This is a genomic window from Halorubrum sp. FL23 (assembly GCF_052439115.2).
Classification (GTDB): domain Archaea; phylum Halobacteriota; class Halobacteria; order Halobacteriales; family Haloferacaceae; genus Halorubrum; species Halorubrum persicum.
Genome location: NZ_JBQVRO020000004.1, coordinates 62,391 through 77,344 on the forward strand (window position 1 = coordinate 62,391; position 14,954 = coordinate 77,344).

Below are 14,954 nucleotides of genomic sequence, written 5' to 3' on the forward strand. Positions count from 1 at the left end.
CGGCGGTCGTGAGCGTCGTCGTCGCGGTGAAACCCTCCGCCCGGAAGCGCAACGCGAAGGTCGGCCGCCTCGTCTTCGAGGACGGCCCCCGCCACGCGTTCGAGAGCCGCGCGGCCGCCGAGCGCTGGGCCGACGATCTCTCGGCGGGCGACGGCCACGTCTGGGTCTCGAGCGCGCACCCGCGCGACGGCGACGACGCCGACCTGTACCTCGTCTCGCGGGCGACCAACGCGAAGCTCGAGGCCGCCTACGACAAGCGCCGGCGGCGGCTCCGCGGCGACGCACCGCCCGAGCAGGAGTCGCTGGGCGGGGAGCCGTAACCGGTCGAACGTCGGGGCGCTCGGGCCCGTCGATATCGGGTGGCGAGTCCCGTCGACGGGGCCGGGAGAAACCGGCCGCTACCGAGTCGAGCGTCCGGAAGAAGCGCCGAGGCGGAGATTTGAACTCCGGTGTCCGAATGGACAGTAGATTTCGAATCTACCGCCTTGGCCAGGCTAGGCTACCTCGGCTCATTCTTCGGTTGGCCGGTTCCGCTGTTATGCGTTTCGATCGCCGACGGAGGGGTCGGGATCGGCGGGCGGTCTCAGCCGCCCGGTCGACTCGGACCGCGACTGCCTCGGCGGGTCGCGCCGCCGACGGCTGACGCGACCGAGGTGATTTCGGGTGCGGACCCCGGCTACTCCGCGTCTCGCTCCGCGAGCAGCTCGGTCGCCGTGAGCAGCGACTCCAGTTCGATGTCGTGGTCGGCCAGTCGCTCCTCGGCGCCCTCCTCGCGGTCGACGACCACGAGCACGCGGTTCACCGTCGCGCCCGCCTCGCGGAGCGCTTCGACGGCGTCGACCGCGGACTGCCCGGTCGTGGCGATATCCTCGATCACGACGACCTCCTCGCCCTCGTCGAGCCGCCCCTCGATGCGGTTGCCCGTGCCGTACTCCTTCGCCTGCTTGCGCGCGATGACGTACGGGCGCCCCAGCTCGGCGGCCGTCACGGCCACGAGCGGGACCGCGCCCAAGGCGACGCCCGCGAGCTTCGCGTCCGTGTCGGCGAGCCGGCGGGCGAACGCCTCGCTCACGAGGGTCAGCGCGTCGGGGTCGGTCTCGAAGAGGTACTTGTCGACGTAGTAGTCGCTCGTCCCGCCGTGTGAGAGCTCGAACTCGCCGAACCGGACCGCGTCGGCCGCCCGCAGCGCGGCGATGAGCTCGCTCCGTCGCTCGTCGTCGGTCATACCGAGACAGCGCGCGGCGGCGACCATAAACGGGTCGGAACGCGAGCGAGACGCACCGTCGGTTGCCGGTGGCGCGTGATCGGTCGGCCGCGACCGGCGATACCGATCCGCGTCACGCGCTCCCGCCGCCGGTCGCCACGTCGATCGCGGGTCACCGTCCCACGCTCGGATCAACATATTCACTACAGGCCGTCACAAACCGGGGTGTATGAGCACGGACGACGTCTCTCGGCGCAGGTTCATCCGGACCGCCGGCGGCGCGGCCGGCGTCGCGGGAGCGGCGGCGGCGACGACGGGGACCGCGGCGGCACAGGAGGAGAAGCCGGTCTGGCCGAGCGGAGCCAGCAGCGGGAACGTCGGGTCCTACCAGGACGCCCGCGGCGAGAGCGAGGTCACCGTTCAAGTCGGGGCCGGCGATCAGGGGCTCGCCTTCGACCCGACGCTGCTGTGGGTCGATCCCGGGACGACGATCACCTTCGAGTGGACCGGACAGGGCGGCTCCCACAACGTGCAGACCGTCGAGGGGCCGGCCAGCCTCGACAGCGGCGACCCGATCGGCGAAGAGGGGCACACCTACGAGTACGAAACCAGCGAGGAAGACGTGGGCATCACCCACTACCACTGTGTCCCGCACACCAATGTCGGCATGCACGCCGGCCTCGCGGTTGGCGGTGACATCGAGACCGAGACGGTTGGGGGTGGCGGTTCCGACGCCGTGTTCGTCCCACAGGGCGCCCGTGCGCTCAGCGTCGCGACGTTCGTCGCGATGGTGAGCACGCTCGGACTCGCCTTCGTGTTCATGAAGTACGGCGGCACGATCACGCAGGACGACGAGTAGTCGCTCGCCGCAGCCCGCGCGGTTTTTCGGTCTCAGTTCTGATCCGAGAGCGCCCGATACGCGTCGACGACCCGGTCGAGCACCGCGTCGTGGTCGTAGGACGCGAAGTCGTGCTCGACGGACTTGCTGTCCAGGTCGCCGACGGCGACGAACTCGTCGGCGAGCTCTGCCGGGCTCGTGACGAGCCGCCCGCGTCGGCGCCCCTCCACGAGCTCGTGAGCGCTCGAATCCGCCTGGTACTCGACGAGGGCGACGCAGCCGCACGCCAGCGCCCACAGCAGGTCGGTCGCGAACGTCTCCCACGTCGCCGTCGCCACCGCGACGTGGGTCCCCTTGAACAGTTCCACCCGCTCGCGGAGGGGGAGGTCGCCGAGGAACGACACTCGGTCGTCGATCCGGAGGTCGCTCGCCATCGATTCGATCCGGGCGCGCTCGGGGCCGTCGCCGACGACGGCGGCGGTCCAGTCCCGGCCGCGAAGCTCCGCGAGCCCGAGCAGGAACGTCTCGACGTTGGCGTGACGGTCCAGTCGCCGGGCGTACACCGCGTCGAACCGGTCGTCGACGCCGGCCGATTCGACGAGGTCGAAGTCGATGCTCTCGGGGATCACCCGCACGTCCTCGCCGTCGGCGCCCTGCTCGCGGACCCGCGTCTTCGTCGTCCGCGACGGCGTCGTGACGGTGTCGGCCCACCGAGCGAGCAGCCGGTATCGCCGCCGGGAGTCGGCCGGGTGGTCGCGCCACCAGTCGACGAGGACGGGAGCGCGGGAGAGGACCCTCGCGACCGCCGCGCCGATTCCGGGCGTCGGCGGGGTGTTGACGGCGTGGACCACGTCGGGGTCGACCCGCCGGAGCGCGAGCGGAAGCCGCGCCGCGAACGCCGACGGCGACGGCTCGACGGTCACCGACCGGTAAGCGATCCCGTCGTCTTCGAAGGCGCCGTGGTCGCCGCCCCACCAGCGGGCGCAGAGCCAGACCACGTCGTGCCCGCGCTCGGCGAGCCCCCGCGCGATCCGTCGCGTCCGCGACCGCGCCGGCGTGTCGCCGTGGCCGGGTGCGAAAAGCGAGACGAACGCGACGCGCATACGCCGACCGGACGGCTGGGTCGGATAAAAAGACACGGCATCCGGCGGGGCGAAGGGATGCCGACGGCGTGTGGACGGTCGCGCGACACGGTCTCCCACCCGAAACGGTTTCACAGCGCGCGGAGAACCGGACCGCATGCACCAGTACGACATCGAGCGATACCTCAACGTGCGGAACGCCGGCGGGGCGGATCTCGGCCCCGACGGGCGCCTCTCCTTCCTGTTGAACACCACCGGCACCGGACAGGTGTGGTCGCTCGACGAGCCGCTCGGGTGGCCCGAACAGCACACGTTCTTCGAGGAGTCGGTCTCGTTCGTCGACTCCTCGCCGGAGCGCGCCGAGGCCGTCTTCGGCATGGACGAGGGAGGGAACGAGCGCGCCCAGCTGTACCTGCTCAACTACGAGTCGGGCGAGATCACCGACCTCACCGCCCGCCCCGATGCGAAACACCGCTGGGGAGGGTGGGACGACGAGGGCGACCGCTTCGCGTTCGCCTCGAACCGCCGCGACGAGGCCGTCTTCGACGTGTACGTACAGGATCGGGACGCGATCGGCGACGGCGCCGAACGCGTCCACGAGGGCGACGGCTGGCTCTCGGTCGCCGGGTGGTCCCCGAGCGACGACCGGCTGATCGTCCACGAGGCGCACTCCTCGTTCGACCACGACGTGTACACCCTCGACCTCGCGAGCGGGGATCTGACACATCACACGCCCCACGAGGGGGACGTGCGCTACGGCAGCCCCGAGTGGGGGCCCGACGGCGAGGCGCTCTACCTCGTCACCGACCGCGACAGCGACACGCTCCGGCTGGAGCGCCTCGACCTCGCGACCGGCGAGTTCTCGGTGGTCGCCTCCGGGGAAGACGACGCCGATGACGCCGGGTCGGACGACGCGCCGGAAAAGCCCGGCGGCGACGACGGCTGGAACGTCGACGGCGTCGCGATCCACGAGGAGTCCCGCCGCGCGGTGTACTCGCGCAACGTCGACGGCTACACCGAGATCACGGTCGGCGAGCTGGTCGAGCCGGACCGGATCGACCCCTTCCCGTCCCCCGACCTCCCCGAGGGCGTCGCCGGCGGCGTGAGCTTCGGGCCGGACGGGAACCGCTTCGCGATCACGGCGACGGGGAGCACCCACAACGCGAACGTGTACGTCGTCGACGCGACGACGGGCGAGACGGAGCGCTGGACCGCCGCCTCGACCGCCGGCATCCCGCCGGACACGTTCGTCGAGCCGGAGCTGGTTCACTACCCCACCTTCGACGGGCGGAAGATCCCCGCGTTCTTCTCCGTGCCGGAGACGGAGCCGCCCGAGGGCGGCTACCCCGTGGTCGTCGACATCCACGGCGGCCCCGAGTCACAGCGTCGGCCCTCCTTCGCCTCCGTCAAGCAGTACCTGCTGAACAACGGCTACGCCGTGTTCGAGCCGAACGTCCGCGGCTCCTCGGGGTACGGCAAGGCGTACTCCGCGCTCGACGACGTGGAGAGGCGGATGGACTCGGTCGCGGACGTCCGGGCGGGCGTGGAGTGGCTCCACGACCACCCCGAAGTCGACCCCGACAGCGTCGTCGCCATGGGCGGCTCGTACGGCGGCTTCATGGTGCTCTCGGCGCTGACGGAGTACCCGGAGCTGTGGGCCGCCGGCGTCGACATCGTGGGGATCGCGAACTTCGTCACGTTCCTCGAGAACACCGGCGACTGGCGCCGGAAGCTCCGGGAGGCCGAGTACGGCTCGCTGGCCGACGACCGGGAGTTCCTCGAGTCGATCTCGCCGATCAACAACATCGAGGCGATCGAGTCGCCGCTGTTCGTCCTTCACGGCGCGAACGACCCGCGAGTGCCCGTCGACGAGGCCGAACAGATCGTCGAACGGGCGCGCGATCAGGGCGTTCCGGTGCGAAAGCTAGTCTTCGACGACGAGGGGCACGGCTTCTCGAAGTTAGAGAACCGCATCGAAGCGTACCGCGCGGTCGTCGACTTCCTCGCGGAGCACGTCTGAACGGGACCGGTCTCGGAGCGACCGTCCCGGCGGAGCGGAAACGTCGCGACCGACGCGACGGCGTGAGCGGGGAGCCCCGTTCGGCTACCAGTCCGGGCCGAAGTCCGGATTCAGCTGTCGGTCGGTCCGATCGAGGCCGTCGATCGTCTCGATGTCCTCGTCGTCCAGTTCGAGCCCGAGGCTCGCCCAGTTGTCGTGGATATGCGCCTCGCCGGTCGCCTTCGGGATGGCGGTGACGCCCTTCTCGCGGAGCCACGCGAGGCTCACCTGCGCCGCGCTGACGCCGTGCTTCTCGGCGATTTCGGCGATCGTCGGGTCGTCGAGGATCTCCCCGCGGGCGAGCGGCGAGTAGCCGACGAGCTCGATGTCGCTGGCGTCGGCGTACTCGCGCAGCTCCTCCTGTCGGAGCAGCGGGTGACACTCCACCTGGTTCGCGAACGGCGCCTCGCCGAGCGCGTCGGTCGCGGCGTCGAGGTGGTGGGGCTCGAAGTTCGAGACGCCGATCCGGTCGATGAGGCCGTCGTCGCGGAGCTCCGCGAACGCGGGCAGCGTCTCCGCGGGGTCGTACTCGCCGGCCGGCCAGTGGACGTACAGCAGGTCGGCGTACTCGGTGTCGAGCTTCTGCAGGCTCTCGCGGGTCGACGCCGCCACGTCCTCGGGCGCGAGGTTGTCGATCCACACCTTCGTGGCGAGGAACACGTCGTCGCGGGCAACGTCGGCGGCCGCGATCCCCTTCCCGACGGCGGCCTCGTTGCCGTAGATCTGGGCCGTGTCGACGTGACGGTAGCCCGCTTCCAACGCGGTGGTGACGGATTCGGTACACTGCGCGGGGTCGTCGTTCTCCCACGTCCCGAGCCCGAGCGCCGGCATCCCGTCGTTGGTCGGTACGTCGAAGGACTGCGGCTCCTGTGACATAGGTGAAGACAGTCGCGTGAGCCGAAAGTCCCTTGCGGTCGCGGCGGTCGGGGACCGCGAGCGAGCGATCCGAGCGCGTTAGTCGTCCAGCAGCGCTCGAGAGGAGTTCGTCACGACGAGCAGGCTGGAGGCGCCCATCGCCACGGCGGCGAACAGGGGGTTGAGCAGCCCGGTCACCGCGAGCGGGATCGCGACCGCGTTGTAGCAGAACGCCCAGCCGATGTTCCCCTTCACGCGTCGGCCCGCGGCCCGCGAGAGCTCGAAGACGGTCGCCACGGAGCCGAGGTCGTCGTCGACGATCGCCACGTCGGCCGCGTCGGCCGCCATCGCCGTCCCGCCGCCGAGCGCGACGCCGAGGTCCGCCGCGGCGAGCGCGGGCGCGTCGTTGGTCCCGTCGCCGACCATCACCGTCCGCCCGCGCGTCTTCAGCCGCTCGACCGTCTCGGCTTTGCCCTCGGGCGGCACGCCCGCGAACACCGACGAAATCGCGTCGTGCTCGCTGAAGACGGTCGCCGCGCGCTCGTCGTCGCCCGTCAGCACGACCACCTCGACGCCCGAGTCGGCGAGCTCGGTCACGGTCTCCTCCCACCCCTCGCGCAGCTCGTCGCCGACCACGACGACGCCCTCCGCGGCGCCGTCGCGACCGACCGCGACCGGGACGCGCCCCACGTCGCGGGCCGCCGCGACCGCCTCGCGGACCCCGTCGGGGACCGCCCACCCGCGCTCGTCGAACAGGGCCGGGTGGCCGACGACGACCTCGACGCCGTCGGCGACGCCGGAGACGCCGCGGGCGTGGCTCTCGAAGTCGGTGACCGAGGCGGGGTCCTGCCCGCCGTCGGCGACAGCGGGCGACGCGGAGTCGGGATTCGCAGCGGCGTCGGCCGCTCCGGCGGTGCCGTCGCTCGCGCGCGCCGCGGCGATCGCCTGCCCGACCGGGTGCGCCGAGCGCTCCTCGACGGCGGCGGCGAGCCGGAGCAGGTCGTCGTCGACGTCGGCGGAGACGACTCGCATCTCGCCGGTCGTGAGCGTGCCCGTCTTGTCGAAGACGACGGTGTCGGCCCCGCGGAGGCGTTCGAAGACGGTGTCGTCGAAGATCACGATGGAGCGTTCGAGCGCGTCGCGGATCCCGGCGGCGACCGCGAGCGGCGTCGCGAGCCCGAGCGCGCACGGACACGAGACGATGAGCACCGTGAGCCCGACGAGCATCGCCTCCGTCACCCCGTTGCCGAGCGCGAGGTTCGCGCCCGCGGCGAGGAGCGCGACCGCGAGCACGGCCGGCACGAATATCGTCGCCAGCCGGTCGGCGAGCTTCTGGACGCCGTGGTTCCCGCTCTGGAGGTCCCAGACGAGCTCCGCGACGCGGTCGAGGCTGGAGGTCGCGTCCGGGCCGACCTCGACCGTCAGCGAGCCGTCGGCGACCACGGAGCCGCCGACCACGGCGTCGCCGGGCGTCTTCCGGACCGGCATCGACTCGCCCGTGACGACCGACTCGTCGACGGCGGCGTCGCCCGCGATCGCCTCGCCGTCGACCGGGATCCGTTCGCCGGCGCGCACGAGCAGCCGGTCGCCGGGCGCGAGGTCGTCGATGGCCACCTCCTCGGTGTCGGCGCCGGTAACGGCGCCCTCGCCGTCAGCGCCGACCCCTCCCTCACCGCCGAACCCTCCCTCACCGCCGCCCACCAGCCGCCGGGCGCTGTCGACCTGCACCGCGGTGAGATCGGAGAGGAGTTCGGTCGCCCGCTTTTTGATCGAGTCCTCGTAGTGGTTGCCGACGGTGACGATCACGATGATCGCGACGGTCACGTCGTAGTAGATCGAGGGCGACTCGACGAAGATCACGGCGAGCGTGCTGTAGACGTACGCGCTGACCGCCGCGATCGCGACGAGTAAGTCCATGTTCGGCGACCGCGTCTTCGCGCTGACGTACGCGCCCCGCAGTATCGGCTTCCCGGTGACGAACAGGACCACCGTGGTCAACACGGCGATGACGATGAAGAAGTACGTCCCCGACGTGGAGGACATCGCCTCGTTGAGGTACTCCAGCGTCCGCTCGTTGTAGAAGGGGAACGCGAAGTACGTCGGGTAGATGATGACGATGTACTGGAGCATGACCGCCATCCCGACGAGCACGCCGGCCGCGAGCCGCGCCGTGGCCATGTTGTCCGCCTGTCGGCGCGAGAAGGCGTCGTCGCGGTCGTACGCGCTGTAGCCGAGCCCGCTCACCGCCGCCGAGAGGTCGTCCGTGGAGACCGCGCCGGGGTCGTGATCGATCCGCACCGTGTCCGTGACGTAGCTCGCGCTGGCGGCGCTGACGCCCTCGGTGTCGGTGGCGACCGTCTCGATGAACGCCTCGCAGGTGGCGCAGTGCATCCCGTCGACCTCGAGGAACGTCGCCTCGTGGTCGTCGGGGACCGCGGCGTCGGCGCCGTCGCCCGCGTCACCGGCCTCGCTGCTCCGCCGCCGCTCCCGGACCGTCTCGGCGTCGACGTCGGCGTCGCCGAGCGTCTCGTACACGTCGCGGCAGCCGGTACAGCAGAACTCGTTTCCGTCGTCGTCGACCACGTCGACGCCGTCCGTCGGGAGCTCACAGAGCGTGCAGTCGGGCGCGCTCATGGGTCAGTGTCCCCCCGCGGCCGCGATGTCGATCGGGTTCCAGAAGGGGAGGCTCGGGTGGGGCACGTGGACGCCGACGGCCATGAGCCCGTGCGCGAACAGGACGTAGCCGAGCGCGACGAAGGCGACGCCGAGCAGGCGGTGGACGCGGCGACGGTGGACCGCGTCGACGCTCTCGATGACGGTGCCGTAGAGGAAGACGGCGGGCATCGTGCCGACGCCGAGCGCGCCGAGCGCCAGCGCGCCGCTGACGGCGGAGCCGCTGGCGAACGCGTAGAGGTACGCCGGGTAGAGGATCGGGCAGGGGAGCAGGCCGTGGACCGCGCCGAGCCCGACGATCCCGGGACCGTTGGCGAGCCGGTCGACGTGGCCCGTGAGCCAGCCGGTGACGCGGCCGAGTCCGGGGAGGTGTATCCCGCCGGTCGCGCCGCCGAGCGCGTATCTGACCCCGACGAGGATCACGGCCGCGCCGACGACGAGGCCGACGACGCCCCGCACCGCCTCGGCCGCGCCGGTCAGCGTCGCGGTCGTGACGAGGACGGCCCCGCCGAGCGCCCCGAGCGCCGCGCCGATGGTCGCGTAGCTCGCGGCGCGGCCGAGGTTGAACAACGCGTGCTGGCGGACCTCGTACGTCGTGAGGTGGCTCCCGCGGCGGTCACGAGTCGCGCCGGCGGCCGTCGAGCCGCCGTCGGCGCGCTCGCCGCCCGCGCGCATCTGCCCCGCGTACACCGTGACGAGCGGGCCGCACATCCCGATACAGTGGGCGCCGCCGAGCAGCCCGATAGCAAGGAACAGCAGGACGTCGGTCCCCAGAAGCGTCGAGATGGCCATGAGTCGAGTCACCTGTGGTTGGAGTCGCGCGCGCTAATGGGTTTCGTCGCCCGGGGGAGCGGGCGGGCGAGTCGGTGCGCTCGCACGTCACTCCTCCACGAGAACGGTCCCGACCATTCCCCCTGCCTCGTGGGGGATGCAGACGTAGTCGTAGCGGCCGGCGACCTCGAAGGTGTGCGAGTAGCGATCGCCGTTCTCCAAGCGTCCGCCGAACTCGTCGGCCCAGGCCTCGCGAGCCGCCATTTCGCCGTCGTAACCGCCCGAGGCGAAGTATTCGGCCGCGTCCGGGATGGCGCCCTCGTAGGCGGTGACCGTGTGGCCGCGGGCGCTCGTGTTCTCCCAGACGACGGTGTCGCCGACGGCGACCGTCACCTCGGTCGGCTCGAACGCGGACGCCATCATCCCCACGTCGTAGCCGGGGTCGCCGCCGACGGCCGAACAGCCGGCGAGAGCGGTCGTCGCCGCGACGCCTCCGGCGGCGCCCATCCCTCGGAGGAACCGTCTGCGATGCATGGTCACACTGGGTGCCTCAGTCGTTTCAATACCGCGGTCGTCCCCGCCGAGTGAGAACGTCTCGGCCGCCGGCGGAGCGAACGCGGGCGCGCCACATCTCGTCTCGCCTTTCGGCTGCCGTCCCCGAATCTGCCGTCGATCTGCGTGTTTTAAAACGCGCGTTCGTCGGGGTGAGCGATAAAGAAAATGATCCGAACAATCCGTCTCAGAATGAAACGTACACGGTGGACCCCTACTAGTTGGGTACTGCTGTTTAACCGGCTCATCTCGTAGCCGTCGACATCGCATGATCGAAACAGCAGCAGCCGACGCGCTCGCGCGGGGAATCGTGCCACTCGAGATGACCCAGACCGAGCTGTTCGAGTACATCCGGGCGGATCCGCTCCTGAGTGCGTCGCTCTGGCTGAACATCGCCCTCGCGGGGCTGTCGATCCTCCTGTTCGTCTACATGGGACGGCTCGTGGAGGATCCCCGCGCTCAGCTGATTTTCGTCGCCACGCTGATGGTGCCGCTCGTGTCGATCGCCAGCTACACCGGACTCGTATCCGGGATCACCGTCGGCTTTCTCGAAATGCCGGCCGGACACGCGCTGGCCGGGGCCGGGTCCGGGCCGGAGGGCGGCGTGTTCACGCCGTGGGGTCGGTATCTCACGTGGGCCCTGTCGACGCCGATGATCCTCCTCGCGCTCGGGCTGCTCGCCGGATCGAACGTGACGAAGCTGTTCACGGCGATCACGGCCGACATCGCGATGTGCGTCACGGGCCTCGCGGCCGCGCTGACCACGTCCTCGTACATGCTGCGCTGGGTCTGGTACGGCATCAGCTGCGCCTTCTTCGCCGTCGTCCTCTACGTCCTGCTCGTCGAGTGGGCGGAGGACGCCGAGATCGCCGGCACCGCCGAGATATTCAACACGCTGAAACTGCTCACCGTCGTCTTGTGGCTCGGCTACCCGATCGTCTGGGGGGTCGGCGCCGAGGGGCTCGCGTTAGTCCAGTCTCCCGCGGTCACCTCGTGGGCCTACAGCGGGATGGACATCGTCGCGAAGTACGTTTTCGCGTTCCTCCTGCTGCGCTGGGTCGCGAGCAACGAGAGCGCGGTTGCGACGATAAGCTCCGGGCTCGGCTCGGACGGGAGCGGCGTCGCGGCCGCGGACGACTGAGTTCCGGCAATCGACGGGCGTCCGCCGCGATGCGGGCGTTTCGCGGCCGTTTTCGCGTCTGTCACTCCCCGTCGAGGCGACCGAGAGACAAACGCTAAACCCGCGGCGGCGGTGGACACGGACATGAAACAGGCCATCGTCGCCCGCACCGACATCGGGATGGGTGAGGGGAAACTCGCCGCGCAGGTCGCGCACGCGTCGCTGTCGGCGTACCAGGACGCCGGGCGACGCGTCCGCAAGAAGTGGCAGGGCGAGGGACAGAAGAAGATCGTTCTCAAGGGCGACTCCGAGAGCCAGCTGTTCGCGCTGGCCGACAAGGCCGACAAAGAGGGGATCCCGTACGCGATCGTCCGCGACGCCGGCCACACCCAACTGGAACCGGGGACCGTCACCGCGCTCGCGGTGGGACCCGCCCGCGACGACACCGTCGACCGCGTGACCGGCGACCTCTCGCTCTACTAGATGGCCTCGCCCCACACGCTCCGCGAGGCGCACCCGACCGAGCGCGCCGCGGGCATCGACCACTACGTCAGCGACGCCGACGGGATCGGCGGTCGGCTCCGCGAGTCGCCAGAAGACTTCCGCGTCCGCGAGCTGGAGGCGTTCGAGCCGGAGCCGCTCGGCGCGGACACCGGGAGCTACCCCGAGCTCGTCGTCCGCGTCACGCTCCGCGACTGGGACACGAACGACTTCGCGCGCCGGATCTCCGACGCCCTCGGGATCAGCCGCGAGCGCGTCTCGTGGGCGGGGACGAAGGACAAGCGCGCCGTCACCACCCAGCTGTTCACGCTCCGCGAGGTCGACCCCGACGACCTCCCCGAGATCCGCGGCGCCGAGATCGATCCCCTCGGGCGGGCCGGCCGCGGCCTCTCGTTCGGCGACCTCGCGGGCAACGCCTTCGAGATCCGCGTCGCCGACGCGGGAAGCGAGGCCCCCGAGCGCGTCGCCGACGTGGTGGCGGACCTGCGGGCGTTCGGGGGCGACGGTGGGGAGACGGAGGCGACCGGTCCGGGCGGTAACGGCGCCGTCGTCGGCGTCCCCAACTACTTCGGCCAGCAGCGCTTCGGGAGCCGGCGCCCCGTGACGCACCGCGTCGGACTCGCGGTCGTCCGCGGCGACGTCCGCGAGGCGGTACGGCTGTACGCCGGCAATCCCGCGGCGACGGAGCCGGACGACACCCGCGCCGCGCGCGACCGCGTCGACGCCGCGTTCGGGGTCGGCGACGGCGGCGCGGGCGACGGCCTCGGCGCGGGCGACGACCCCGCCACCGCCGACGGCACCGGCGACGGCGACTGGGAGGCCTGCCTCGACGCAATCCCGGGGAAACTCCGCTTCGAGCGCTCGATGGTCCACCGGCTCGCCGAGCGCGACGTGCCCCCCGACGCGCCCCCGGATCACGACGACTGGCGCCACGCGCTGGAGGCGGTCCCCTCGAACCTCCAGCGGCTGTTCGTCAACGCCGCGCAGTCGTTCCTCTTCAACCGGGTGCTGAGCGAGCGCCTGCGCCGCGGGCTCCCGTTCGACCGGCCCGTCGCCGGCGACGTGGTCTGTTTCGCCGACGGCGACGCCCCCGACGAGCTGTACGCGCCCGACACGGACCGCCTCCAGCGGGTCGACGAGGACCGGGTCTCCGTCGTCACCCGCCACTGCGAGCGCGGGCGGGCGTTCGTCACCGCGCCCCTCGTCGGCACCGAGACCGACCTCGGCGACGGTGAGCCCGGCGAGATCGAACGGGAGGTCCTCGACGGCGCCGGGATCGAGCCCGGCGACTTCGCGCTCCCCGGCGAGTTCGACTCGTCGGGCACCCGGCGGGCGATCCTCCTCCGCAGCGACCTCGACGTGACGTTCGAGGGCGGCGATCCGCGGTTCGCGTTCGCGCTCCCCAGCGGGTCGTACGCCACGGTGCTGCTCCGGGAGTTCACCAAGAGCGGGCCGCTGGACCTCTGATCGGCGGCGATCCCGCGGATTGATCCCCGGATTGATCCGCGTTCGTGTATTATCGATCGGATTTCGCGGCCGAAACCACCACGATACTGCGCTCCGTTCCGAGCCGTTTTTGTGCGGGAGCCGCCAACCGGAGCCATGACCCGGATCGTCGTCATCGACCTCCACGGCCAGTTCACCCACCTCGAACGGCGGGCGCTCCGCGACGTGGGCGTCGACACCGAGATCGTCTCGGCGGGCACGCCCCCGGCGGAGATCGACGCCGACGGGATCGTCCTCTCCGGCGGCCCCGACATGGACCGCGTCGGCAACGCGCCCGACTACCTCGATCTGGACGTGCCCGTGCTCGGGATCTGTCTCGGGATGCAGCTGATCGCGCTGGAGCGCGGCGGCGCGGTCGGCGGCGGCGACTACGGCGGCTACGCCGACGTCGACGTGGAGATCGTCGACGACGAGGACCCGCTCGTCGGCTCGCTGGCGCCCGAGACGCGCGTCTGGGCCTCCCACGCCGACGAGGTGACCGAGGTCCCCGAGGGGTTCGTTCGAACCGCCACCTCCGACGTCTGCGACGTGGAGGCGATGGCGAACGCCGAGGCGGGGCTGTTCGGCGTCCAGTGGCACCCCGAGGTCGCCCACACCGAGCGGGGCGAGGAAGTGTTCGAGAACTTCGTCGCGATCTGCGAGTCCGCGTAGGGCCGAGAGCTACTCGCCGATGTGCGCCGTCAACACCGGGAGCTCGCTGTGTCGCACGACCCGCTCGGCGACCGACCCCGCCGTAACGAAGCGCCCGATCCCGGTGCGCCCGTGGGTCCCCATCACGATCAGATCGATGTCGTAGTCGGCCGCGGCGTCGAGGATCTCCTCGTGGGGGTGCCCGCGTCGGAGGTGGCGCTCCGCCTCGACGCCGCGCTCCGTCGCGGCTCCGACGACCGCGTCGAGCGCGCGCTCGCCGCGCTCCTCCTCGCGCTCGACGACCAAGTCCCACTCGTCGGCGCCGGCGATCCCCTCGTCGACGACGAACAGCGCGTGGACCCGTGCGCCCGTCAGGGCGGCGAGACCACAGGCCTGTTCGATCGCGGCGTCGCTGCCGGCGCTCCCGTCGGTCGGACACAGGATCGCGTCGTACATGTCGTCTCAGCCCACACGCCAACGACTTAACCGTTACCTCGGCGCGAACGGTCCCGGAACGGTCCTCCCGTTCACAGACGGTACGTCTGAACGCGCTCGGTCCCGCAGCTCGGGCACTCCCGTCGGTACTCGACGGTCGCGCCCGTCGTCACCGCCTCCCACGAACCCTCCTCGTCGACGAACCCGCACTCCTCGCAGGCGTGATCTCGTCCGTCGAGCCGCGCGCGGAGCCGATCGAACGCCGACGTACCGCCGTAGCTAGATGACATATGGTACCGATACACAATAACACGATTAATAGTTATCGATCAGGAGAGTCACGCGAACTGGTACTCCGCCGTCGAGACTGGCGTCGCTCTCGGGTCGGTCGGCACGGCGGGCTGAAAAAGGTGCGCCGCCCTACGCTTCGAACAGCTCGTCGACCGCCTCGCCGGCGGTTTCGGCCGCCTCGCGGGCGACGGCGTCCGGGTCGGGGTCGTCCGGCGCGTTCAGGTAGACATCGACGTCGAGGACGCCCTCCTCGAACGTGACCGTCACGTCCAGATCGGTCACCGCCGACTGGTCGTAGTGCGCGAACACGACGCCTTCGGCGGCCTCTGCGGCCGTGCGAACGACTTCGTCGTCCGTGGGCTCGTCATCGGCGCTCCCGTCGCCTGCACCGACCGGTTCGCCGGTCGATCCGTCGCTCGATCCGTCGGACATCGGCG

16 protein-coding genes and 1 tRNA gene are annotated in these 14,954 nt (G+C 71.1%); 7 read left to right on the forward strand and 10 right to left on the reverse strand.

What is annotated here, in order from left to right; all coding sequences use genetic code 11:
* Nucleotides 1-8: 8 nt before the first annotated feature.
* Nucleotides 9-320 (forward strand): DUF8081 domain-containing protein, encoded by a 312-nt coding sequence (locus ACT4MF_RS06220; RefSeq protein ID WP_444682172.1) that lies wholly within the window; start codon nt 9-11, stop codon nt 318-320.
* Nucleotides 321-424: 104 nt separating this feature from the next.
* Here ACT4MF_RS06220 and ACT4MF_RS06225 read toward each other — a convergent pair.
* Nucleotides 425-509 (reverse strand) — tRNA-Ser (locus ACT4MF_RS06225).
* Nucleotides 510-676: 167 nt separating this feature from the next.
* Complete coding sequence (pyrE, locus tag ACT4MF_RS06230; RefSeq protein WP_444682171.1) at nt 677-1,225, reverse strand: orotate phosphoribosyltransferase; 549 nt, start codon at nt 1,223-1,225, stop codon at nt 677-679.
* Between the two features lie 208 nt (nt 1,226-1,433).
* On the opposite strand from pyrE, the gene ACT4MF_RS06235 reads away from it, so the two are divergent.
* On the forward strand, nt 1,434-2,063 hold the full coding sequence (locus ACT4MF_RS06235) for a plastocyanin/azurin family copper-binding protein (RefSeq protein WP_444682170.1): 630 nt from the start codon (nt 1,434-1,436) through the stop codon (nt 2,061-2,063).
* Between the two features lie 32 nt (nt 2,064-2,095).
* Here the strand turns inward: ACT4MF_RS06235 and ACT4MF_RS06240 are convergent, their stop codons facing one another.
* Entirely contained in the window at nt 2,096-3,145 is a 1,050-nt protein-coding gene (locus tag ACT4MF_RS06240) for a glycosyltransferase (RefSeq protein ID WP_444682169.1), read from the reverse strand.
* A gap of 136 nt (nt 3,146-3,281) precedes the next feature.
* Here ACT4MF_RS06240 and ACT4MF_RS06245 point away from each other — a divergent pair, with 136 nt between their 5' ends.
* Nucleotides 3,282-5,144 (forward strand): S9 family peptidase, encoded by a 1,863-nt coding sequence (locus ACT4MF_RS06245; RefSeq protein ID WP_099255274.1) that lies wholly within the window; start codon nt 3,282-3,284, stop codon nt 5,142-5,144.
* 84 nt (nt 5,145-5,228) lie between these two features.
* On the opposite strand, the gene ACT4MF_RS06250 is transcribed toward ACT4MF_RS06245, so the two are convergent.
* From ACT4MF_RS06250 to ACT4MF_RS06265, 4 genes are all read right to left on the reverse strand, one after another.
* Entirely contained in the window at nt 5,229-6,014 is a 786-nt protein-coding gene (locus ACT4MF_RS06250; RefSeq protein WP_099255276.1) for an aldo/keto reductase, read from the reverse strand.
* 123 nt (nt 6,015-6,137) lie between these two features.
* Complete coding sequence (locus ACT4MF_RS06255; RefSeq protein WP_444682168.1) at nt 6,138-8,672, reverse strand: heavy metal translocating P-type ATPase; 2,535 nt, start codon at nt 8,670-8,672, stop codon at nt 6,138-6,140.
* Nucleotides 8,673-8,675: 3 nt separating this feature from the next.
* Nucleotides 8,676-9,503, reverse strand: coding sequence for a sulfite exporter TauE/SafE family protein (locus ACT4MF_RS06260; RefSeq protein ID WP_444682167.1), 828 nt, complete (start codon nt 9,501-9,503; stop codon nt 8,676-8,678).
* A gap of 87 nt (nt 9,504-9,590) precedes the next feature.
* On the reverse strand, nt 9,591-10,016 hold the full coding sequence (locus ACT4MF_RS06265) for a cupredoxin domain-containing protein (RefSeq protein WP_444682166.1): 426 nt from the start codon (nt 10,014-10,016) through the stop codon (nt 9,591-9,593).
* Nucleotides 10,017-10,356: 340 nt separating this feature from the next.
* On the opposite strand from ACT4MF_RS06265, the gene ACT4MF_RS06270 reads away from it, so the two are divergent.
* From ACT4MF_RS06270 to ACT4MF_RS06285, 4 genes are all read left to right on the forward strand, one after another.
* On the forward strand, nt 10,357-11,175 hold the full coding sequence (locus ACT4MF_RS06270; protein WP_444682219.1) for a bacteriorhodopsin: 819 nt from the start codon (nt 10,357-10,359) through the stop codon (nt 11,173-11,175).
* A 123-nt stretch (nt 11,176-11,298) separates the two neighbouring features.
* Complete coding sequence (gene pth2, locus ACT4MF_RS06275; RefSeq protein ID WP_099254035.1) at nt 11,299-11,637, forward strand: peptidyl-tRNA hydrolase Pth2; 339 nt, start codon at nt 11,299-11,301, stop codon at nt 11,635-11,637.
* Nucleotides 11,638-13,122, forward strand: coding sequence for a tRNA pseudouridine(13) synthase TruD (truD, locus tag ACT4MF_RS06280; RefSeq protein WP_444682165.1), 1,485 nt, complete (start codon nt 11,638-11,640; stop codon nt 13,120-13,122).
* 135 nt (nt 13,123-13,257) lie between these two features.
* Nucleotides 13,258-13,812, forward strand: coding sequence for a GMP synthase subunit A (locus ACT4MF_RS06285; protein WP_444682164.1), 555 nt, complete (start codon nt 13,258-13,260; stop codon nt 13,810-13,812).
* Between the two features lie 9 nt (nt 13,813-13,821).
* Here the strand turns inward: ACT4MF_RS06285 and ACT4MF_RS06290 are convergent, their stop codons facing one another.
* The 3 genes from ACT4MF_RS06290 to ACT4MF_RS06300 all read right to left on the reverse strand — a co-directional run bounded on the left by ACT4MF_RS06290 (nt 13,822) and on the right by ACT4MF_RS06300 (nt 14,949).
* The gene (locus ACT4MF_RS06290) at nt 13,822-14,247 is read right to left on the reverse strand and encodes a universal stress protein (protein WP_444682163.1); all 426 of its coding nucleotides are present in this window, start codon (nt 14,245-14,247) and stop codon (nt 13,822-13,824) included.
* Nucleotides 14,248-14,318: 71 nt separating this feature from the next.
* Nucleotides 14,319-14,516 (reverse strand): HVO_0649 family zinc finger protein, encoded by a 198-nt coding sequence (locus tag ACT4MF_RS06295; RefSeq protein WP_099254039.1) that lies wholly within the window; start codon nt 14,514-14,516, stop codon nt 14,319-14,321.
* A gap of 130 nt (nt 14,517-14,646) precedes the next feature.
* Nucleotides 14,647-14,949 carry a DUF3194 domain-containing protein gene (locus ACT4MF_RS06300; RefSeq protein WP_099254040.1) on the reverse strand — a complete coding sequence of 101 codons (303 nt, stop codon included), beginning with the start codon at nt 14,947-14,949 and terminating at the stop codon, nt 14,647-14,649.
* Nucleotides 14,950-14,954: the final 5 nt, after the last annotated feature.